The following is a 21,031-nucleotide window of genomic DNA, read 5'->3' on the forward strand; positions in this document are numbered from 1 at the left end:
ACTTGGTTCGCCACGGCGTCAGGCCCAGTTCATCGAGACGTTGGCGCTGTGCTGGGACAGAACGACGAATTCTTGTCGCGCAACTTCGATCTCCATCATAGGAAACGCGATCGTATGGTCGGCGGGCCCTGCGGCGGCGGTGTCGATCGACAGCCGACCCATCGACCAACGGCGATCGAACGGAGTCGTCGTGACTTCCAACGATTGGATGCGATCGAAAAACGTCACACTGGTTTTTCGATTCCAAGCACCGCTGCGAAACATGACTCCATCTTCAAAGCGGTGGTAGCCGAGAACTTCTAAGTGTTTTCGTGCCCAAACCGCGACGGCAATGCCCGCAATCGGTCCGCATGCGATTCCCCCAACCCCGGCGACGGCGTATCCGATCCCTGCCGCTGCAATGGAAATGAAAACAGCTTTTCGTAACCATCGGCGTCCCGCACGTGGCGACGCGGGCATCCAATCCGTTGCAGCTTCGTCGACAGTAAGTCCGGGGCGAATCTCGTCGAGCACTTCGGCGATTCGGTCAGTCGAAATCACCGGCACGAACCATCGCCGCGTCACCGTCGATGCGGCGTCTTCGCGTTGCTTGCCGGCACCGCCTGCGGTTTCGATTCGGATCGACGCGAGCTTCATCATTCGCATCAACGGAGTGCGATGGATGCTGATGAATTGGATTCGCCGTCGAGGGACCGTCGCGGAAACTTTCGTTAGCAAGCCACAGGAAACGTGGAAGTCTTCGCCGACGCGATCAAGTCGATATCCTGAAAAACGCAGCACGTACCAAGCGATTCCGAGCAACCGTATCACCAGCAATGCGATCACGATGGCGATCGGGATTGCGATCCACGGGTTCAGCATCCAAACGTCGCCGGGCAGGTAACGTGCAAGTTGATCGAACTGCTGGTCCCAACGTGTGTTTTGTTGGGACAGGTAGCCGAACGCGATGCCGAATAGGATCAAACCGCGGTTGCTGGCCAGGCCCGCTTTGACCAACCAATTCGTGGGAATGGTCAGCACGGTTTTGTTCCCCACGCCCGACGTAATCGTGCCTGACGTAATCGTGCCTGACGTAATCGTGCCCGACGCAACCGCGTCCGAGGTGACAGCGTCCGTTGATCGGGCACCGGCGGACATCGCGGGCGGTGCCGATTCCGGCTTCGCGGTTCGGTTGCTCCTTGTGAGAATCTCTCCCCGAAGTCGATCGATTTCGTTCAGCGAAAGCACTCGCAGCGTTGCTTCCGGTTCTGTGCCGCTTGCCGTTTCGACTCTGACTTCGGCAACGTGGAACAGCCGATGCCAGATCGTCTGGACCAAGTCGACGTTTTGAATTCGATCTACGGGAACATTGCGGACTTTGCGAAAGATCCAGCCCTCGGTGACGATCAACTCTCCATCGGAGATTTGATATCGCAGTGTGAAGTACCGCACCAAAATAAACGCCAATGCCACGGACGTCGCAGCCAGCAAGCCCAATATGATCCAAAGGTTGCCTTGAAACGCGGACCAACCCGCGACGAGCAACGGAAAGATTGATTGTCGAGCGAGTGCGGCCAATTGGAACAGCACAGAAATCGGCGCTAGCTTTCTGGCGACCGACGATTGCCCGGGCGGCATTGTCTGCGTTTCACCCATGTTGAGACGTACTCTCGTTGACGCCGCGAGAGAGTCGCTGGGAAATCAGAGCTTCGCGAAGTTGCTCGGCGGTTTCATGTCGAATTCCTTCCAGCGACACCGAAGAGTTTTTGGTGCCGGCCGTGTGAACAATCAGCGTCGAGAGGTCGAAATGCCGTTGGAGCGGCCCCTGTTCGATATCGCTGTGCTGGATTCGTGACTGGGGTACGACAATCTGGTGTCGCCACCAAACGCCTCGTCGAATTTCAAGTCCCTGCAAGCTCAAACGCCAGCTCGTTCGCCGGTACGCTAGCCCTGGAAAAACGTAACCCAGTCCGATCGAGGTGGCGACTAGTAATGCGACCAACAGCACAGCAATCGAAAACGGACCGTCGATCTGGGGTCGAACAGAGTACGCCACCGCTAAAGCGCCGATTGCCAATACCGAAATCAAGGCGGCGGACAACCCGCCGATCCATCGAGTCAGTCTCAATTGGTTCAGAGACAGCGATTCGAAGGGCTGGAGGCTGTCATCATGGGCGTGATTCAACTCAGATATTTCCATGGCTACAGGATGACCGTACACGACGTGATGGGAACGAGTGTAGCGGATTGGAGGCCCGGTGATCTGGTTCGCAACAAGGTGGGTGAACCTACGATAAGTTGCGCTCCGCAAGTGCGATCGGGCAAGCGCGATCAATCTATTTCCCATCCGTCAACGGCAGACAGAGCACCGCTGAACACGTCTGATTCCCGTATCGGGAATGCTTGACTAAGATGTCGCCGATCTTGAACTTGGCGGTAACAAGAAGGCGTTAAACATTGTTTACAAGAATACTGAAGAGTCGTTTCCAACTATTTCTACTGCTCTTTCTCGCCCTTAGTTCGTCGGCGTATGGTGCTGATGAATCGGTGCTGAATTCGGGCGACACGGCGTGGATTTTGATGGCGACCGGATTGGTCCTCTTTATGACGATTCCTGCGCTGGCCTTGTTTTACGCCGGACTTGTTCGATCGAAGAATGTTCTGTCGATCTTCATGCAGTGCCTTTCGCTAACGGCCGTCATGTCGATCCTTTGGATTGTCTGTGGCTACAGTCTTGCGTTTGATACAACCGGGATGGAGAAGGATGTGGTCAACCTGCACTCGTTCATCGGCGGGTTCGGGAAGGTCATGATGAAGGGAGTCACCGTCGACTCCATGCATGGGACGATTCCAGAGGTTTTGTTTGCCGCGTTTCAAATGACGTTTGCCGTCATCACTCCTGCGTTGATCGTCGGTGCGTTCGCCGAACGTATGAAGTTTTCGGCGATGCTGGCTTTCTCTGTCCTATGGTTGCTGGTTGTCTATTGTCCCATTTGCCATATGACCTGGGCGGGCGACGGCGGTTTGTACGCCGATTGGGGCGTGAAAGATTTTGCCGGCGGGATTGTGGTTCACGTTACCGCTGGATTCGCTGCGCTGGTGGCCTGTTTGGTCATCGGACCACGATTGGGGTACCCGACACATTTAGAGCCGCCACATAATTTGACGATGACCTTGCTGGGCACTGCCATGCTTTGGTTTGGGTGGTTCGGTTTCAACGGCGGAAGTCAGTTGGCGGCCGATGGGACCGCGGCGATGGCGGTTTTCGTCACGCACATCTCGGCGTCCGTGGCCACCATCGTCTGGATGGGCATCGAGTGGTTCAAACTTGGCAAGCCAAGCGTCTTGGGTGCCGCGACGGGCGCGATTGCTGGACTGGCCGCGATCACGCCGGCATCGGGAACGGTCGGACCGATTGGCGCGATGGCGATCGGTGCTACATCGGGTGCCGTTTGCTTTTTGTTTGCTACGAAAATCAAGCAGCGGCTGCGTTACGACGACACGTTGGACGTGTTCGGCGTTCACGGGGTCGGTGGCTTTCTGGGCACGATCATGTGCGGCGTCTTTGCGGCGAAGCAGTTCGGCGGCAGCGGTATCGAGGGCGGCATTTTGAACCAAGTCACGGTCCAGTTGCTCGCGGCTGTGTCGTGTGCGATTTACGCGATTATCGCCACGTATGTCATTCTACGACTGGTCCAATTCACGATCGGACTTCGCATCGACGCTCAGGGTGAAATTCGCGGGCTCGATCTCACCGAGCACGAAGAACGCGGTTACGTTGGCTAAGACTACGACAGCACCAGATTGTCGCGATGGACGACGTTTTCATACGATGACTTGCCCAGCAGGTCACTGATGCGATCGCTGGGTTGGCCCAAGATTTTTAGCACGTCGGATGATCGATAGTTGCAAAGCCCACGCGCAATTTCCTTTCCATCGGGGTCCAGCATCGCGACAATGCTGCCGGCGCCAAACGATCCGACGACTCCCGTCACGCCGACGGCCAACAGGCTGCTGCCCCGGTTGATCAGTGCATTGGCGGCTCCGGCATCCAGTTGCAGACTTCCACCCAAGTGCGCAGCCGCACCGATCCATCGCCGCCGACCTCGGATGTTATTCTCCAGCGGAAGGAACAGCGTACCGATCGGTTCGCCGGCAAAGATTTTGTCCAGCACATCATCGTCACGACCCGGTGCGATGATGACTGGGTGGCCGTGGCTGGTTGCCAATTCCGCAGCCTTTAACTTGCTGGCCATGCCGCCTTTGCTGCTGTTGCTTTTCTTGTCATCGGCAAAACCCAAAACGGTTTCATCGATTGAGTCGACCACATCGATCCGCCTGCTGGCCTTGTCGTTGGGGTGGCCGTCAAACAGACCCTCGATATCAGACAGAATGATGACAATCGCATCGACCAGCAGTCCGGCGACCTGGGCGGCCAATCGATCGTTGTCGCCGAACGTCGTCTTCAGTTCCGATACCGCCACGGAATCATTTTCGTTGATGACGGCAATCGCGCCGAACGCGTGAATCTGTCTCAATGCGTTTCGAACGTTCAAATAGCCCTTCCGACGGCGCAAATCGGCCGCCGTCAACAAGACCTGGGCGGCGTGTCGACCTTGGGCGGATAACGCGGTCTCGTAGGCTTGGATCAAATCGGTTTGCCCGATGGCCGCGATCGCTTGCAGCTGGGACAGCCCCGTCGGCCGATGTTCAAGCCCCAGTTTTCCCAGCCCTGCGCCGACTGCGCCGCTGCTGACCATCAACACTTGGCGACCCGTATCGGCGATTCGGCACAGCGCACCGGAAAGGACATCGATCCGGCGTCGATCCAGTTTTCCGTCGGGGCCCGTCAGTACTCGGGTGCCAACTTTGACGACCACACACTGGGCGCCGTCGATGGCATCGCGGCGGGCTTGGACAGACGTGGTGGGGCGTTGATTCATGGCCAGGAACGGGTAGATGCGGTCGGGAATGCGATTTGAGGTATGTTTTTACGCGATCGAGCGTATTCTGAATGACTCGAAATTGTCACGGGGAATCGACGTCGCGGGAAGCCCGTTGTAAAAACATCTGCATTGGTGTCGTCTGCGAAGTCTCGTTCTGCCCGTTTCGATTGAAGTGTCACCGGACACCGCCCGTCATCCAGGAAATTCCGTCGTTATGAGCGAAATCCATCACGAATGTGGTGTTGCGGCCATTTACCACCTCTCCGGTCGCGGTCGCAGCCCGATGTGTACCGAAGATGGACCTCGCCAAATCAGCCGATTGTTGCCGCGGATGTTGCTGGATATCCAGAACCGCGGACAGCTTGCAGCCGGCATCACGACGTTTGACCCGGATCAACCGAGGCTCTTGCGAACTCGCAAAGACGTCGGAACCGTGACCGAAGTCTTCCGGCTGAACCATCGCGCCAAAGCCGAATCGTTGATGAAGTCGTTGGCCGGACGCGCGGCGATCGGCCACGTCCGATATGCCACGTGCGGGCAAGACGATCGCAGTTACGCGCAACCGTTCGAACGAAAACACATTCACAAACGCAAATGGTTCAGTTTCTGTTTTAACGGGCAATTGTCGAATTACGGTTTGCTGAAAGAACGTCTGCTCGCAGACGGCGATCACCATCTGACGCTTGATACGGATACTGAAATCATTCTGCACGAGTTGGCTCGTCAGATGAGCCAGTCTCAATCGCGAATCGATTGGATCGATGTTCTGAAGCAAACGACGGCCGGCTTCGACGGCGCATATTCGTTGGCGGTTTTGACGGCTGAAGGCGAGATGATCGTCGCGCGAGATCCATTGGGCATCAAGCCGATGTGTTACGTCCATGAAGGCCCCCTGTTTGCCGCAGCAAGCGAGAGCGTCGCGCTGTTGAATTTGGGTTTCAGCAACGAACAGATCAAATCGTTACCGCCCGGACACGCGATCATCATCGATCCCGAAGACGGGTTTCGAATGGAACGGTTCGCCGAAACATCGGATCCAAAGCATTGTTTCTTTGAATGGGTCTACTTCGCCAACGTCGCCAGCACGCTGGACGATCAAAGCGTCTATCTGAGTCGAACTCGTTTGGGCGAAGAGCTGGCCAGAGCCGAACGCGAACTCGATCGCGTGCCGCTTGATCCGACGGACACCATCATCGTGCCTGTGCCCGACACCAGCAAAGCGGCGGCCGACTCGATGGCTTTCCAGTTGTCGATTCCGTGTCGCGAGGGGTTGATCCGAAATCGATACGCCGGTCGGACTTTCATCGAAGGCGGCACCGCGCGGAAGGCCAAAGCGGCGGCCAAGTACACGCCGCTGCGAGAAGTCTTGGAAGGAAAACGCGTCATCTTGGTCGAGGACTCGATCGTCCGCAGCACGACCATGAACGCGTTGTTGGATCGGATTCGCCACGTCGGTGGTGCCCGAGAGATTCACGTCCGCGTGGCCTGTCCGCCGATCATCGCGCCGTGTTTCTATGGCATCGACATGAGTACGATCGATCAATTGATCGCGCCAAAGTACTTTAAGAACGGAGTGTTGACGGACGAATCCCAACAGCGACTGGCCGACGACTTGGGTGCAGACTCGCTGAGGTATTTACCCGTCGAAGCGATCGCTCGTGCGATCAGCAAACCCGCCAACCACCTTTGCCAAGCGTGCGTGACGGGCAAGTATCCGACCGCGTGCGGCCAACATCTTTATCAAATCGCGATGGATAATCGCGGCACTAAAATGGACAGCAAGCGAACGTACGAGCAGTTGGCAGCCGCACTGTTGTCCGAATAGCGTTGCCTCGGAATTGGGAAAACATTTATAGCGATAGCAAGTGTTCGATTGCCACGATCACCATGTGGTCAGCGATCGATTCGGCTGACGAACGGTCATGGCGTTCGCCGTCAGTCGCCTTGTCGATTGATTGAACCCAAGTCTTGCTTTCGTTCGCTGTCTGCAACGCAACAACAACTCGGCAACCGTCTTGGCGAGATGGTTCCGTCGGCAACACCGCCAAGAGCGCCAATCCCGCCGATCGTTGTTCGTTGCCGTTTCCCAAGCGAATCGCTCGCGATCTGGCGACCGTCGCCGCTTGTTGTGCGGTATCGACGGAAGCATAGCCGTCGAATGGTGGCGCGCCCAAATACGATTCCAGAGATGCTCGAGAATAGGGAATGTTGGCTTCGACGAAATTGACCGACGCGCCTGCCCGACGGAAACATATCCCAACGGCACCGCTGCCACCGCCGCTCAGCACCATAGCGATCTGCCAAGGTGTATCCGCCAAACGAACAAAGAGATCGCCCACCGACGGGCCTGAACGTGAATGCGAAGTCAATTCCGATGAAGGATCGAACGATGAACTCACAAAAAATACCTCGCCATAGATCCATGAAGACACTATTGATTTCCACGCGATCGATTCACCGAAAGACTGCCTTTGCGGTTGTCTTTCTGTTCGCATGCACCACTTCGATCGCCATCGGTCAGGAAGCATTGGTGTTGCCCAATGATAACGAAATTCAAGCAGCGGCTTCCGCCAAGAAGGATGCAGCAACGGATGCGTCGGCGGAAACCGTCGTTCCTGACCAAGTCACACCGGCGAAGATCAAAGAACTGCAGACTCAGATCGAATCCGCAACTGATCTAGATGACGCAGCCAAGGCAGCGGTCAGCAGCGTATTGCTGCAAGCAACGGAAGAACTTACGCGGTCGGCTAAGTTCGAAGCCACCGCCAAACAGGATCGCACGGCCGTCCAGGCGGTGCCGTCGCGGCTTGAAACGCTGGAAGCCGAAATCGAAGCGACCAAAGATAAGTCTCTGCAGCTTCCACCGCCGACGGCGACGTTGACCGAATTGGAAAGCCGTGTTGCATCCCTGCTGGCTCAAACACAAGAGGCCCGCAACCGGCTAACGACCCTGCAATCCGATTTGACACGCCGGGTCGATCGGCGAAAACAAATCGCCCTGCTACAAGCCTCGCATGCCCAACGCGTGACGGAGGCCGAGCAACAATTGGCGGTGGATTCCCCAAGCGGCGAATCGCCGTGGGCGGCTTCGGCGCGACGGTTGCTGCAACTGGCAAAGCTGCAATCACTTGCTCTTGAATTGCCGGCCTACCAGTGGGAACTGGCTCGCTACGACGCCGAACAGGCCGTCGATTTGCCAGACATGAAAGTCAAGCAGGCACAAAGCGAAGTCGAATCGGCCGAAGCAGCGATCGCGGCGTTGAATCAACGAATCGACACTATGCGTAAGAGTCAGGCGCGCAGTCGTGTGAACGACTTGAGCAAATTGGCAGAGTCGATCGAGTCGCCCGAACTGCGGACACTCGCGCTACGTAATACCGAACTGGCGGAGGAGGATGAAACGGTCGTCAGCAACATCGGGAAAGTTTCCGCCGACGCCGAAACGGCTCGCAAGCGATTTGATGATCTTCGCATCGTCGAAGAACGTACCCGCGAACGATTCAGTCGGATCGGAATGAGTGGCGCGATCGGATTGGAACTGCGAAAGCAATTGTCGTTGTTGCCGGACGTACGAGAAATTCACCGCCAGGGTTTGACGCGTCAGGAATTGATGCGTGACGTCGAACTGAAGCGGCTCAATTACGAAGACGACGCCGATGCTGCAGAAAGCGAATCGCTTGACCCCAACGCCAGCGGACTCGAGAAACAGATCCAATCCGACTACCTGACGACGTTGCAGTCGCTGTCCAAAAACTACAATAAGTATTTTCAGCAACTGTCCGAGTTGGATTTCGCCGAGAACCATTTGATTGTGGCTTCGGAGGAGTATCGCACGTTTTTGAACGAACATGTTTTGTGGATTCGTAGCAACGGTTTTTTCGATTGGCAATCGATCACAGATGCCGTGGAAGGCTTCAGTGAAATCGCCCGGCCTGCGTCCTGGGCCGACGTCGGCCGATCCATTTGGATCGATGCTTTCACACGACCTTGGTTGTATGGGCTGGGCAGTTTGGCTTTGCTGTTGATGATGCCGGCACGCTACCGCGGTCGAAAGCAATTGATCGAGTTCGGAAAGATCGCCGAGCGTCCGACGTGTACCGAGTTTTCGGTAACCGTTCGCGCTGCGATGATGACCGTGATCATGGCCATCGTCTGGCCCGCCGTGCTGTTGTTTTTGGGTTGGCGGTTGATCGCATCGCCGTTGAGTGTGCACTTCCCCATGTCGGTCGGACGCGGCCTGGTTGCCACGGCCGCCGTCTTGATGCTGTTGAACGTGGTTCGACATGCGTGCCGCGAGCACGGGTTGGCGGCGTCGCATTTTGGTTGGCCGGCGCGCGTGACCGATTTGTTGCGACGAACCATGCGGATGCAACGATTTTTGTTGCTGCCGTTCGTTTTCGTTGTCACAATGCTGCGTGAACTGGGCGGATTGGACACCAACAATGCGCTCGAACGATTGTGCATGGCATGTTCGTTGGTGATTTTGGCGTGGGCGCTGTACCAGATTCTGCACCCTCGCCACGGAGCGATGGCCGAGTACCTTCGACGCAATCCCAATGCATGGTTCGCCCGAACCAGCAACCTTTGGACTTGGGCGATCATTCTTTTCCCCTGCATCATGACGCTGCTGATCGTCTCAGGTTTCTATTATACGGCGACGGAGTTGACGTGGCGTTTTTGGCACACAATCTGGCTCGCCGTCACGTTGGTCGCGATCCGCGCGTTCGCGATTCGCGCGCTGCAAATCAACCATCGTCGCGTTCGCATCCAAAAGATGAAAGAACGACGCGCCGCGCAAGCCCAGTTGCATGCCGCCGCCTTGGCCGCCGGCAATGCACCAGCGGGTTCGGCCCCCGCCGCGCCGGTCGAACAAGCCGTCACCAGTGAATCGCTGTCACTCGAAAGCGAGCATGACGCGCTGCGAGTCAACAGCGAACAGGTGCTGCGGATTCTACATTCGAGTTTGTTGATGAGTGGATTGGTGTTGATGTGGTTGCTGTGGTCTGGGTTGTTTCCCGCGTTTGGCATTCTGGATCAAGTTAAGTTGTGGGACACCGAACGCGAGGTCGTGGTAGAAACACCCGCGGCCGACGGCGGCATGACCCGAACAACGGAAACGAGGATTGAAAATATCACGTTGATCAACGTGTTGGCCGCCGTCGTGATCGCCGTGGTCACCTTCACGTTGGTACGAAACGTTCCGGGCCTGATTGAGATTGCGATCTTGCAGCGTTTGCCGCTCGAGGCGTCGTTCAAGTTTGCGATCGTTACGATGACCCGGTACGCGATCTTGGTCGTCGGTATCCTGTTGTCATCATCCGCGATCGGTGCGAGTTGGGCGAAGTTACAATGGTTGGTCGCGGCGTTGACCGTCGGTTTGGGCTTCGGTTTGCAGGAAATTTTCGGTAACTTCGTTTCGGGAATCATCATCCTGTGGGAACGGCCCATTCGGATCGGTGACGTCGTCACGCTCGATGGCGTCAGCGGCACAGTTTCCAGGATTCAGATGAGAGCAACGACGATCTCGGACTGGGACCGCAAAGAGTACATCGTTCCCAACAAAGATTTTGTGACCGGGCGACTACTGAACTGGACGCGGTCCGATCAAGTCAGCCGAATCGTGATCCCGATCGGTGTTGCTTACGGATCGGATGTGCGGAAAGCGTTGACGCTATTGCTGCAAGTTGCTGCTGAACACCCGAGAATCCTGAACGAGCCCCCCGCCTCGGCGACGTTCGATAATTTCGGCGATAGCACGCTCAACCTATCGATGAGGTGCTTCATACCGAATCTTGATGGCCGTTTAGATACGATCAGCGAGCTGAATTTGGCGATCGACGACACGTTTGCCCAAGCGGGAATCGAAATCGCTTTTCCTCAACAAGATTTACACATCCGATCCGCGCCCGACGGGTGGCAACTCCCCACGCCATCGCAACCAACGGATACATAAATCGACGATGCGATTTCGCCGACGGCAAGCCACGATGACATCGTTGTAAATCGAACGGCCGATCGTCCGGCTAGACGAAACCATGTTTACGTTGATGGCAGGAAACACTTCAAATGCGACGATTCAGCTGCGGCCCGGCGTCTTTCATACCCGTGTTTTGCGAAATAGCGACATTCATCCTGGTGTCTTTCGGTCTGCTTTCTGTCTTGATCGAATCGGTATCGATGGCCGGCGATCCGGCAACCCAAGCCAACGTTGAAACGATGCTACTTGAGCCGTTCGATATGGTCGATCATCGAGGTCGACACTGGACCCAGGATGACTTCCACGATCAATCGATCTTAGTCGTCGCATTTCTGGGAACCGAGTGCCCACTCGCCAAACTGTATTCCGTTCGATTGAACGAGGTTGTCGAACAGTATGGCGATCGCGGCGTCGCGGTAGTGGGTGTGCTGAGCAACCGCCAAGATTCCTTGGCGGAAATCGGCGCAATGGTAACTCGCCAATCCATCGAATTCCCGATGGTCAAAGATGGCGGCAATCGATTCGCCGATCAGTTGGGCGCTGAACGCACTCCCGAAATTTTCGTCTTCGATGCCAAACGAACACTTCGTTACCGAGGTCGCGTCGATGATCAGTACGGCATCGGCTATGTGCGTGACGAGCCCGGCCGACAAGATCTGAAAATCGCCCTGGACGAATTGTTGACCGGAAAATCCGTTTCGCTAGCTCGCACCAGCGCGATCGGATGCATCATTGGTCGCACCAAAACCGTCGATGAATCGAACGAGATCACCTACGGCAGCCACGTCGCTAAAATTTTGAATCAACACTGTGTCCAGTGTCATCGCGAAGGCGAAATCGCTCCGTTCGGACTGACCGATCCGAACGAAGTCGTCGGTTGGGCAGACATGATTTCCGAAGTGGTTCAAGACGGACGAATGCCACCTTGGCACGCCGTGGACGCGCACGGCACGTTTGCGAACGACCGTCGAATGACGGACGAAGACAAAGCAACCCTTTCCACATGGGCCGAGGCGGGAGCACCGCTGGGGTCCCTCGATGACTTGCCCGCACTGGCACCCAAAGTCGCGGGTTGGCAATTGCCCCGCGAGCCAGATCGAGTGATCAACATCAGCCCCGAACCGATTCCGATCCCCGCCGAGGGCACCGTACGGTACCAGTATTTTTCAGTCGACCCCGGATTCGAATCCGATGTTTGGTTGGAAGCCGCTGAATTGCGCCCGGGAAATCGCGAAGTCGTACACCACATCTTGGCGTTCGCAGTCCCCAAGGGCCAACGGCAAGGCTTGAACGGCGCTCGAGGATTCTTGGTCGGCTACGTGCCCGGCGCAAGGCTTGAACTTGCACCGGAGGGACACGCTAAGCGAATTCCGGCCGGCAGCGAATTGATTTTTCAAGTTCACTACACGCCGACCGGATCGCCGCAAACCGACCAAAGCCAATTGGGAATTTTGGTCATCGAAGCGGACAAGGTCACGCACGAAATTGTCACCAACAGCGCGCTGAACACTTCGTTTCGAATCCCGCCGCATGATTCTGATTTCCGCGTGACGGCGTCAAGCCCGCCGCTGCCCGGCGATGCGACGCTGCTGTCGTTCAGCCCCCACATGCACGTGCGTGGAAAAGCTTATCGCTATGAATTGAAAAGTTCGTCCGACAGTCGTGAAACGATTCTGGAGATCCCGGCTTACGATTTCAATTGGCAGACGACGTACGTTTTGAGTCAGCCGCGCAAGGTGAACGCAGGCGATCGACTCTTCTGTACCGCAACGTTCGACAACAGCGAAGACAATCTCAATAATCCAGACCCCAAGGCCGAAGTCCGATGGGGTGACCAGACCTGGGACGAGATGATGATCGGTTACTACCACTACAGCGTGCCGTTGGCGAAGGAAGCCACGCCGGAGACACCCGAGACGATCGAGCAAAAAATTCGTCGCGCGGTCACGCTGCAGAAGTTCGACGAACTTGATACCGACGGCGATGAAAAGTTGACTCGAAGCGAAACACCACGAAAACTGCACGCCGTCTTTGATCAGCTCGATACAAACGTCGACGGCATTCTCACGCGATCCGAAGCCAGTCGCTAGGACGAGGCATCGACAAACAGATCGGCGGGTGACGGCTACTTTGTCAGAATCAATTTGCCCTGGCGAGTGCTTTGAAGTCGATACAACTTGCCTTCGTATTCGATCCATACCTCTTCGCCGCAGTGCGCCAGATCGTTGAATCGCAGTATTTTTCGATGCGGTAGCGCGACCGGGGGTGCTGCCCGCTGGGGAGGCATGGGCCCCTGATTTTCGGCAGGGCCGTCGTCCGTGGATGGGGGCATGAATGGAACCGGGAAGGGTGAGAGTGAGAAATATTTGCCTTGTTGCGAACGCGTCTCAATAAGGAAAGCCCGTTTCCGTATTTTTGTCAACATTGCTTGTGAAAAGTTTTTCCCCGCAATTTGCCACACGAAATCCATGCAAGCGAGCAGAGGCTTGGAAGCGTCGACTCAAAAGGGACTTTTCGACGAAGAAGCTCTCGGCTACCCTGACGCTTGTTGAGACCGATTCTCAACAACTTTCTCAGGTAGCAAGCCAGGCCGAGCGGGTCGCGGGACGTTTCCAGCGTCTTCGATTTTCACCGCCTTCGGACCCAGCGAGCAAGACGGAAGGACTGCACCCCGTTGCATTGGGCGACGCGTGGGCGTTTTCAAGACTTGTTTCGCAGAGGTCATCACCATGGCTTGGTGTCGTCGTTTGAGTCGACTGTTTTCTGTCGCATTTGGATTCGCGGCCTTGGTTGCAAACGCAGCCATCTTTGTGCCGGGGCAGTCCGTTGCGGACGTGTCGGGCCAAGTGTTCCCGTGGTCCACCGGATCCCCCCACAGCACGTTCGCGTTCTGGGATCGCTTTGACGGTTTTCCAGGTGGGACGGCGCCCGGGTTCCTGCCGGCGGGAACGTCCCCGAGCGCCAACGCTAGCTTCGCCAATGGCGGAATGCCCAGCTCGTTGACGTTCAATTCCAACCAATCGCTGCCATCCAGTGGGAACGCCTACGGCGGACTGTTTGGACCGGGCGACGACTCGACATTCTTGACCGACGCCTTCGCAACGGTACGATCGGGCACGTCGGGTGGTGGGTTCACTCGCATCGTGGCCCAGTTTGAAACGTTGGGTTCCGAACTGGACTATTCGTCGATCTTGCTTAGCCCGTCCGCGATGACCGCGGGGACGATCGCCCCCGGTTTCGCCAAGGAAACCGGACGCATTGCCTTGGGCGGAACATTCGGTGGCGAAGGCGTCAGCTATCTGGCGATCTGGGATTTGAACGCTTCGCAAGCCGAATATCGTTTCGACTTTCAAGCACAGTCCGCCAACCTTTCGTTGGACAAGTTTCGCATCGACACGTTCACCCAAAGCACGCCGTTCATCACGCCATCGGCCATTCCCGAACCGAGCAGTTTGGCAGTGTTGGGCGCGATCGCATGCGGCATCGGGTTGCGGCGACGAAAGACGAACCGTCGAACAACTTCAACCAAGGATCATTCACGTCGCGGATTCACTTTGATCGAACTGTCGGTCGTGATCGCAATCATCGGCATCCTGATCGGTTTGCTGTTGCCCGGTGTCCAATCGGCGCGAGAAGCGGCGCGGCGAATGTCATGCGGCAACAACCTAAAACAAATCGGCTTGGCGATGCACAACTACAACGACGTGAACCGTCGGCTACCGCCCAGCGCCATCGGCATTCGAGTCGGCGGAACAAATCGCCAACCGGTTCAACGGGCAGGTCTGACCGCGTTTGTGTCGATCTTGCCTTTCGTCGAACAGTCATCGTTGTTCGAACAGTTCGACTTCAATGCCGATGCTTGGTCGCCACAAAACGAAGCGTCGGCCAAGCGTACACCCCCGGTGTACCTGTGTCCGTCGATGTCATTACCCGATAGCGGCGGAACGCCCGATGGCTATTCCAGTTATGCGTTGTCAACGGGAACCAAAAAGTATCGCAACCAAATCCACGACGGTGCCATCGTCGATGCGATGAATGTTTTTCGTGGCGAGCGAGTCGTCGCGGGGTTGCCCGATTCGTCGTCTTGGTTGCCGTGGGTCACGGTCGACGACATTTCCAATGCCGACGGGACAACCAACACGTTGTTGGTCGGCGAGTTTGGCGTCCAAATTCGCGAAACGTCGTCGCTGCCATTCCCCTTTCCGGGATCGGGCGGTGAAAGTGCCGGCAAGTGGGCCAACAGCTATCCGTACCATTCGACGGCATCGACCTTCGGCAGGTTCAATGCAAAAGAGATCTCGCTGTTCGACATTCCGTCTTATGAATCGTTTCGTGGTCCTCATGTCGGCGGCGTCCAATTCGTATTGAGCGACGGAAGCGTTCGCTTCTTGACCGAGTCCGTCGACGCCGTGATCTTGCAACGATTGACCGCCCGCAACGACGGCGAAGTCATTGATCAGGAGCCGTGGTAATGCACCTGAACGCTCGTTTCAACATGCCGATTTGGATCGCTCTTATCGGTGGAATTGGGATATGCCTGACCGGGTGCAATCCACCGCCAAGCCCGACGTTGACGGCCAGTGGGACCGTTGTCGTGCGCGGAAAACCATTGTCGGGTGCCGTCATCACGCTGGAACCCATGCGAGAAACCAAGGGCCCCAACGCATCGGTTCCAATCTTCGATGGTCGCTTCGAAGTTCCCGCCGATGCCGGATTGCATGGCGGAATGTATCGAGTTCGCATCGCCATGATTCCCGCAGAAATCCGTAAGGCGATTCCGGCCGACCAAGCCAAATCGATGCCGCCCGACGACGCGATGATCGATCCCGCGTTTGACGCAAGCAGCCAACTGACTTGCGAGTTGAAACCCGATCATGCAAACGCGTTGGCGTTTGCCGTCGAGTTCCTTTCGTCCGATCAAAACCATTCACCCAATCAAACCCATTCGAGTTCGCTATGAAAAACACTTTCCATCAAATCCGACTTCTGTCATTGGCGGCTTCCATTTCAACGATGTCTTTCGTCGCCTCATCGGCCGCCTTTGCTCACATGCCATGGCTTGCCACCGACGACGAAGGGCACGCGGTGATGTGGTTTGGCGAGTCGCCCGAGGATCGAACGTATCACATGCCCGAAAAACTTGCCGCGATCCAATTGACCCATGCCAAGTCCGCCGTCACCACCGAGCGCGTCGACAACGATTCGTTGGTCGGAATCCGTAGCACCGACCAGATCAACGCCGTCGACGAAATCGCCGGCACCGCAACGTACGGAATTTATCACGGAACGAAGTTGACCTATCACGTCGAACATCTGCCGCAAACAGACATCAGCCAATGGCCCACCGAACCACGGGCGGGTGCACCGTTTCAATCGATCATCACGGCGTCGCCCGCCGGCGGTATCAGCGTCACAATTTTGATCAATGGCAAACCCGCCAAAGACGTCGACGTCAAACTGTATTGCGAAGCCGGTCACGAAGAAGCTTCGGCCACCACCGACATCGCGGGCATCGTGACGTTCAAAAAATCGGCGGTCGAACCGGGACTAAACGCAATCGCGGTTGGTCTGACCGATGACACGGCCAGCGGAACGCTCGATGGCCAGGGCTACGGAAGCACGACGGATTACCTGACCGCAACGTTTCGGGTTCCCGGTGGCGCGCATGACAAACGAATGGATGATTCCGAACCGGCGAAAAAACCATCGCGTCCCGCTGTCGACCCCAGCAGCGGCGCGTCGATCGTGCCCTCGGGATTGCCAGCGTTGCCGGAAGAATTGACCAGCTTTGGCGCCGCGATGGTTGGCACGAAAATCTATCTTTACGGCGGCCACACCGGCGACGCTCACTCGTATTCCGTTGACGAACAATCCGATCGGTTGTGGTGCTTGGACACCGCAAACGGCGAATCGGGAACTTGGACGAAGCTTTCGAATGGACCGGCGCTCCAGGGTCTCGGCTTGGTCGCCCATGGCGACCGAGTCATTCGCATCGGCGGATTCACCGCGGTCAACGCGATCGGTGAAGAACACGATCTACGATCACAGAACGCGGTTGCCGCCTACGACACCAACACGCACCTGTGGACAGAACTTCCGTCGTTGCCCGAAGCTCGTTCATCGCTGGACGCAGCCGTCCTTGGCGACACCATTTATGTGGTCGGCGGTTGGAAACTTAACGGCGAAAGCGACGATAGCGAATGGCACAGTACCGCGTGGTCGCTGGACTTGGGCGACACCGACGCGACCTGGCAACCGATCGCCGCACCCACTTTCCAAAGACGCGCGATCAGCGCGGCGGCCCACGACGGGAAATTGTTTGTGATCGGCGGAATGACTTCCGATGGACAACCGACCACGCGAGTCGACGTCTTCGATCCGACAACCAACGCGTGGACCGAAGGACCATCACTGCCTGGTTCGGGAATGTCAGGCTTTGGTTCGACATCCTTCGCGACCGGTGGCGGACTCTACGTCAGCACGATGGACGGTTTCGTGCATCGAATCGGCGCCGACGGCCAAGGTTGGTCAACGATCGCCAAGTCTGATCCGCCGAGGTTTTTTCATCGAATGTTGCCCACGAACGATCGCCAGTTGTTGATCATGGGCGGCGTTAACATGGAAATCGGCAAGTGCACTCAAATCGACCGAGTTGAGTTGCCTTAGTGCTGCATCACACAGCTTGTTTTTGGGGTGGGAGCGGCCGGACGATTCGCGTCCTGCCGCAGAGGACGTCAGCGGAACGTCGTCGGTCGCCGCGACCAAGGTCGCAGGACCAAAACCTGCGGAGAAGACGTGGATCGATCGTCCTTCATTCGATCAATCCCACCACAGAAACGGCTGGGGAGTTTTGCTTTTCAAGCGTTTACTAAGCCACTTCGTCGCTGCTTGTTCCTCATCCTCAGGAGGACAGATCGTCAACAGTTCTCGCAATAACGATTCGGGGTCCGCGGGTGCCGCAGTGAACCGAGGTTCCACCCCATCATGACCAATGCCAATCAGCTCGTAGGGATGCCGATCGTGCAAGTCCATCAGCCAAGCGAGAATCAACTCATGATGGATCCCTGAGTTGATTCCATCGGTATAAAACGCGACAAAGTTCTCAAACAGATTACTGGTGGGAACAAGGTGGACGGTCACACCATCATCGCCGCGCAGCAGGCCTCGAGTAAGATAGACGGACTGCGGAAGAAACTCTGTTTGAATTTTCAGTAACCTGGCGTCCGTGATCTTCACGTTTTCACAGCAGAGTATTTGTGGAGTATCGTCCCAGCGTTGCCATTCCGCTGCCTTCAGTTTCTTACGAATGGCTTCGGCAACCGCAACGAATTCGTCCGTGCCGGCTTGGCGCGCCAAGCGATCAATTGTCTTCTTGCAGCTAAGTTGTTTGGCGTCTTTACCGAATCGCGTCTTGGCTGCCGCGAGGATCTTCTTGCGTTCGTTGTTGCTTCCAACCAACGACGGCGCAGGAGGTTTCGAATTGCGTTTCTTTTTTCTCAACTCCTCCGGAGTGTGTGGTTCCAAAGCCCGATACGCCCCTGGTTTCCCGGCCTGTTTCGCCGCGAGATAGGGACTTTCACCACTCTTGTTCAGCCGCGTCGGATCCGCGCCGAGTGCTAGCAGTTTCTTGACGGAGGCAATCGCATTGACCTGGGCCGCCACATGCAGCGGCGTCATTTTGTCGAATGCCTCGGCATGCAGGTCGAGCCCTGCGTCGACAAGATACGATATGACTTTTGGCTGGTCCCCCAGGGCTGCGGTGTGCAGCGCCGTCATCGACAAAGCATCCAAACGTACCCGATCAGCACCCAAATCGAGTAAGTGCTTGACCACATCGACGTGTCCGTGCATTGCCGCCCAGGCGAGAGCCGTTCGATCAATCGGAGCGGCCGGTTCAGCAAATGTTTCTAAGCCACCATTGTTGTACAAATAGCGAATCCCCTTCATCTCGGGCCGCTTGCGATCCGTCCAATCCGAACGATCGATGTCGGCTCCGGAATCGATCAGGGTTTGCACGACCGCCAAGTGACCGTGAAGCGCAGCGAACGTCAGCGGCGTCCACACCACGCCGTAAGACGTTCTGATTGGCGTAGAAACCTCAAAACCATGGTCGATCGCCTTCTTCACCGCGTCGGCGTCACCGTCGTGAAGCCCTCGGGTCATCAAATCAAGCACCGCCTTCGGATCTTTGAGGTCCGGTTCAGGCAGCAACGTCAAAACCGCGGCCGTGTGCTTTCCACCGATGGCTGCCAACATCGTCGGTGTTCGTCCTTCACTATCGACCAGCTGCGGTACCAACCCTGCTTCCAACAACAAAGCCGCACACTTCGGGCTGCCCGCAACCGCAGCCACATGCAAGAGACCGCCTTCGTGGAAGACTTCAAACTTCTCGTTCTTTGGGAAGTCTCTCACGTGGCGAAGTCGCGAGTACAACTTGGGAATGCACGTGAAGACCGTTTGATGACCGCTCACTTTCAGATCGATTGACTGCCCCTTCTCGATCAATCGTTTCAGCACGCTTGGTTCGTCCGCGACGATCGCATAGACGACGGGCGGCTTCTCATTGGCGAGATGGCTTTGCGGACCGAATCCAACGTCGATCAGCCACAACGCGATCTCTGTCTGCTGCGAACAGATCGCTTGTCCAAGGGGACAGCGACGAAACGTAAACTCGGCGGGCGGCGGGCAGACCGCCAAAATCTTTTCAGCAATCTCACGTTTGCCTTCCTCGCAGGCATGCACGAACGCTTCTTGGAAACTCTCGCTCAAGTCAGGGCTGGCATCCGCAATGATGCGATCAATCCATTCACCAAATTCCAAGTTGTCAATGCAATCCCGCAGCGCATCGACTCCTGTGCTGGGACTCGCACCTTGGGCCACCAAAAGCTCGGCGATCTCGAGATGACCGCTGCTGATCGCTAAAGCTAAAGGCCGGGCAAAAGCAGGGCACACCGGTGGTCCGTTGGGGGAAACACCTTTGTCTAACCACTGCGCGACCTCTTCCAATTTCCCGTCACAAATCGCTTCCACCAACATTTCGTGATCCGGATTGGGCATCTTCATTGTCTTCTCTCCGTTGAACAGCTGAGATCAATCGCTTGCGGAAAATTTGACCACCTCGCTCGTAATTCCGAAGCATCCGCAACGATCGGCTTATGCTTGGTTTCGACGAGATTATGATAATTGAATCGCTGGCGAATGACCCAGTCGAGAGAACATTGGATTGGACATTCCATGAAGACGCCGTCGGGTAAGTCCGAACGAAAGTATCGCAGCCATCGAAACGACGAATCGACTCAAAACCAGCCGGACGCATGGCCGCGCAAGAAAAATGGCCACGATGGAATTCCAACGCGGCCGCTGAGTCAGTGACGATTGCGATTCGAGAATGGTTACTCGACGCGAATCCAGTCGACCAGAATTTCAAAGCCGCCGGGATTTTTGTCGCCCAGCAAAATGCCGATCGACTGCACGCGGGTGGCGTCGAGCGGCATGTTGGCGACTCGGCGGCCAAACGAATGGGCAACGAACTCGTTGACTGGTAAACGAACTTCAGTCCACTCGCCGGCGGTGGTCTGAAAATCTTTCTGGTACGAAAACGCTGTTCTTCGATCGGGCGTGTAGAGGTTGAACGTGTACTTGCGGCCGTCTCCCTTCACACGCATCACAATGGTCTCGCCGGCATCCAGCCCCATCGATTGCGGCAGCGATCGCACCGACGCGAAACCGCCGTTGTTCTCTAGCGACAGGTTGCCCGAGAACCGCATCTGGCCTTCGCCCGTGATCGTCGCTTGGCTGCTCGATCGTCCACCCATCACGCCATCGTTGACGATTTGCCATCGCGATGCATCGTGCTGGTCAGTGAATTCAAACAAGGCTTGAGCCGTTTGGGCCGACGCGGGTGGAACGTAGAATCCGACCATCATGCCACAAACCAACAGTAACCGAACCATGCGAACACCAACGAAAAAAGGAGGAAGCGGACCGGTTATCTTAGGGCATCGTCACCTCCCTCCCCGGGTCTTGGTATCGACACATCAATTTCACCCTCCCTGGGCAGGGAATGCGAGGCGTTACGGCGCTGGGCTCATTCTAGGTTTTGGATGGGGAAGTAAATCAACGGCCGGTT

The 21,031-nt window shown here is 56.5% G+C and carries 14 protein-coding genes; 7 read left to right on the plus strand and 7 right to left on the minus strand.

What is annotated here, in order from left to right; translation table 11 throughout:
• Positions 1-18 precede the first annotated feature (18 nt).
• Both Poly51_RS13065 and Poly51_RS13070 read right to left on the minus strand, forming a co-directional pair.
• Complete coding sequence (locus Poly51_RS13065; RefSeq protein ID WP_246114469.1) at positions 19-1,635, minus strand: PH domain-containing protein; 1,617 nt, start codon at positions 1,633-1,635, stop codon at positions 19-21.
• Complete coding sequence (locus Poly51_RS13070; protein WP_186775520.1) at positions 1,628-2,179, minus strand: PH domain-containing protein; 552 nt, start codon at positions 2,177-2,179, stop codon at positions 1,628-1,630. Before Poly51_RS13070 ends, Poly51_RS13065 begins: the two co-directional genes overlap by 8 nt.
• A 257-nt stretch (positions 2,180-2,436) precedes the next feature.
• Here Poly51_RS13070 and Poly51_RS13075 point away from each other — a divergent pair, with 257 nt between their 5' ends.
• Positions 2,437-3,765 (plus strand): ammonium transporter, encoded by a 1,329-nt coding sequence (locus Poly51_RS13075; protein WP_222435846.1) that lies wholly within the window; start codon positions 2,437-2,439, stop codon positions 3,763-3,765.
• 2 nt (positions 3,766-3,767) lie between these two features.
• On the opposite strand, the gene proB is transcribed toward Poly51_RS13075, so the two are convergent.
• The gene (proB, locus tag Poly51_RS13080) at positions 3,768-4,922 is read right to left on the minus strand and encodes a glutamate 5-kinase (protein WP_146458141.1); all 1,155 of its coding nucleotides are present in this window, start codon (positions 4,920-4,922) and stop codon (positions 3,768-3,770) included.
• A gap of 217 nt (positions 4,923-5,139) precedes the next feature.
• Between proB and Poly51_RS13085 the strand changes: the two genes are divergently transcribed.
• A complete protein-coding gene (locus Poly51_RS13085) occupies positions 5,140-6,750 on the plus strand; it encodes an amidophosphoribosyltransferase (protein WP_146458143.1) in 1,611 nt (536 codons plus the stop codon).
• A 25-nt stretch (positions 6,751-6,775) separates the two neighbouring features.
• On the opposite strand, the gene Poly51_RS13090 is transcribed toward Poly51_RS13085, so the two are convergent.
• A complete protein-coding gene (locus Poly51_RS13090; protein ID WP_222435847.1) occupies positions 6,776-7,324 on the minus strand; it encodes a hypothetical protein in 549 nt (182 codons plus the stop codon).
• A gap of 23 nt (positions 7,325-7,347) precedes the next feature.
• On the opposite strand from Poly51_RS13090, the gene Poly51_RS13095 reads away from it, so the two are divergent.
• Both Poly51_RS13095 and Poly51_RS13100 read left to right on the plus strand, forming a co-directional pair.
• Entirely contained in the window at positions 7,348-10,878 is a 3,531-nt protein-coding gene (locus tag Poly51_RS13095; RefSeq protein ID WP_186775521.1) for a mechanosensitive ion channel domain-containing protein, read from the plus strand.
• A gap of 113 nt (positions 10,879-10,991) precedes the next feature.
• Positions 10,992-12,992, plus strand: coding sequence for a redoxin domain-containing protein (locus Poly51_RS13100; protein WP_246114470.1), 2,001 nt, complete (start codon positions 10,992-10,994; stop codon positions 12,990-12,992).
• Positions 12,993-13,027: 35 nt separating this feature from the next.
• On the opposite strand, the gene hemP is transcribed toward Poly51_RS13100, so the two are convergent.
• Positions 13,028-13,234 (minus strand): hemin uptake protein HemP, encoded by a 207-nt coding sequence (gene hemP, locus Poly51_RS13105; protein WP_146458150.1) that lies wholly within the window; start codon positions 13,232-13,234, stop codon positions 13,028-13,030.
• Positions 13,235-14,384: 1,150 nt separating this feature from the next.
• On the opposite strand from hemP, the gene Poly51_RS31965 reads away from it, so the two are divergent.
• The 3 genes from Poly51_RS31965 to Poly51_RS13120 are packed head-to-tail and all read left to right on the plus strand — an operon-like array spanning position 14,385 to position 17,568.
• Positions 14,385-15,374 (plus strand): DUF1559 domain-containing protein, encoded by a 990-nt coding sequence (locus Poly51_RS31965; RefSeq protein ID WP_449314218.1) that lies wholly within the window; start codon positions 14,385-14,387, stop codon positions 15,372-15,374.
• A complete protein-coding gene (locus tag Poly51_RS13115) occupies positions 15,374-15,862 on the plus strand; it encodes a hypothetical protein (RefSeq protein WP_146458155.1) in 489 nt (162 codons plus the stop codon). The genes Poly51_RS31965 and Poly51_RS13115 overlap by 1 nt, the downstream gene beginning before the upstream one ends.
• A complete protein-coding gene (locus tag Poly51_RS13120) occupies positions 15,859-17,568 on the plus strand; it encodes a kelch repeat-containing protein (protein ID WP_146458157.1) in 1,710 nt (569 codons plus the stop codon). The genes Poly51_RS13115 and Poly51_RS13120 overlap by 4 nt, the downstream gene beginning before the upstream one ends.
• Positions 17,569-17,721: 153 nt before the next feature.
• On the opposite strand, the gene Poly51_RS13125 is transcribed toward Poly51_RS13120, so the two are convergent.
• Together Poly51_RS13125 and Poly51_RS13130 are read right to left on the minus strand one after the other, a co-directional pair.
• Positions 17,722-19,965 carry an ankyrin repeat domain-containing protein gene (locus Poly51_RS13125; protein WP_146458159.1) on the minus strand — a complete coding sequence of 748 codons (2,244 nt, stop codon included), beginning with the start codon at positions 19,963-19,965 and terminating at the stop codon, positions 17,722-17,724.
• A gap of 329 nt (positions 19,966-20,294) precedes the next feature.
• A complete protein-coding gene (locus tag Poly51_RS13130; protein WP_146458162.1) occupies positions 20,295-20,855 on the minus strand; it encodes a CIA30 family protein in 561 nt (186 codons plus the stop codon).
• Positions 20,856-21,031 lie beyond the last annotated feature (176 nt).

This window comes from Rubripirellula tenax, assembly GCF_007860125.1.
Taxonomy (GTDB): Bacteria; Planctomycetota; Planctomycetia; order Pirellulales; family Pirellulaceae; genus Rubripirellula; species Rubripirellula tenax.

What these genes read in the sequence shown, in the direction of transcription:
- Poly51_RS13065 (WP_246114469.1), bottom strand. Translation starts at nt 1,635, where the DNA reads ATGGGTGAAACGCAGACAATGCCGCCCGGGCAATCGTCGGTCGCCAGA.
- Poly51_RS13070 (WP_186775520.1), bottom strand. Translation starts at nt 2,179, where the DNA reads ATGGAAATATCTGAGTTGAATCACGCCCATGATGACAGCCTCCAGCCC.
- proB (WP_146458141.1), bottom strand. Translation starts at nt 4,922, where the DNA reads ATGAATCAACGCCCCACCACGTCTGTCCAAGCCCGCCGCGATGCCATC.
- Poly51_RS13085 (WP_146458143.1), top strand. Translation starts at nt 5,140, where the DNA reads ATGAGCGAAATCCATCACGAATGTGGTGTTGCGGCCATTTACCACCTC.
- Poly51_RS13095 (WP_186775521.1), top strand. Translation starts at nt 7,348, where the DNA reads ATGAAGACACTATTGATTTCCACGCGATCGATTCACCGAAAGACTGCC.
- Poly51_RS13100 (WP_246114470.1), top strand. Translation starts at nt 10,992, where the DNA reads ATGCGACGATTCAGCTGCGGCCCGGCGTCTTTCATACCCGTGTTTTGC.
- hemP (WP_146458150.1), bottom strand. Translation starts at nt 13,234, where the DNA reads ATGCCCCCATCCACGGACGACGGCCCTGCCGAAAATCAGGGGCCCATG.
- Poly51_RS13115 (WP_146458155.1), top strand. Translation starts at nt 15,374, where the DNA reads ATGCACCTGAACGCTCGTTTCAACATGCCGATTTGGATCGCTCTTATC.
- Poly51_RS13120 (WP_146458157.1), top strand. Translation starts at nt 15,859, where the DNA reads ATGAAAAACACTTTCCATCAAATCCGACTTCTGTCATTGGCGGCTTCC.
- Poly51_RS13125 (WP_146458159.1), bottom strand. Translation starts at nt 19,965, where the DNA reads ATGAAGATGCCCAATCCGGATCACGAAATGTTGGTGGAAGCGATTTGT.
- Poly51_RS13130 (WP_146458162.1), bottom strand. Translation starts at nt 20,855, where the DNA reads ATGGTTCGGTTACTGTTGGTTTGTGGCATGATGGTCGGATTCTACGTT.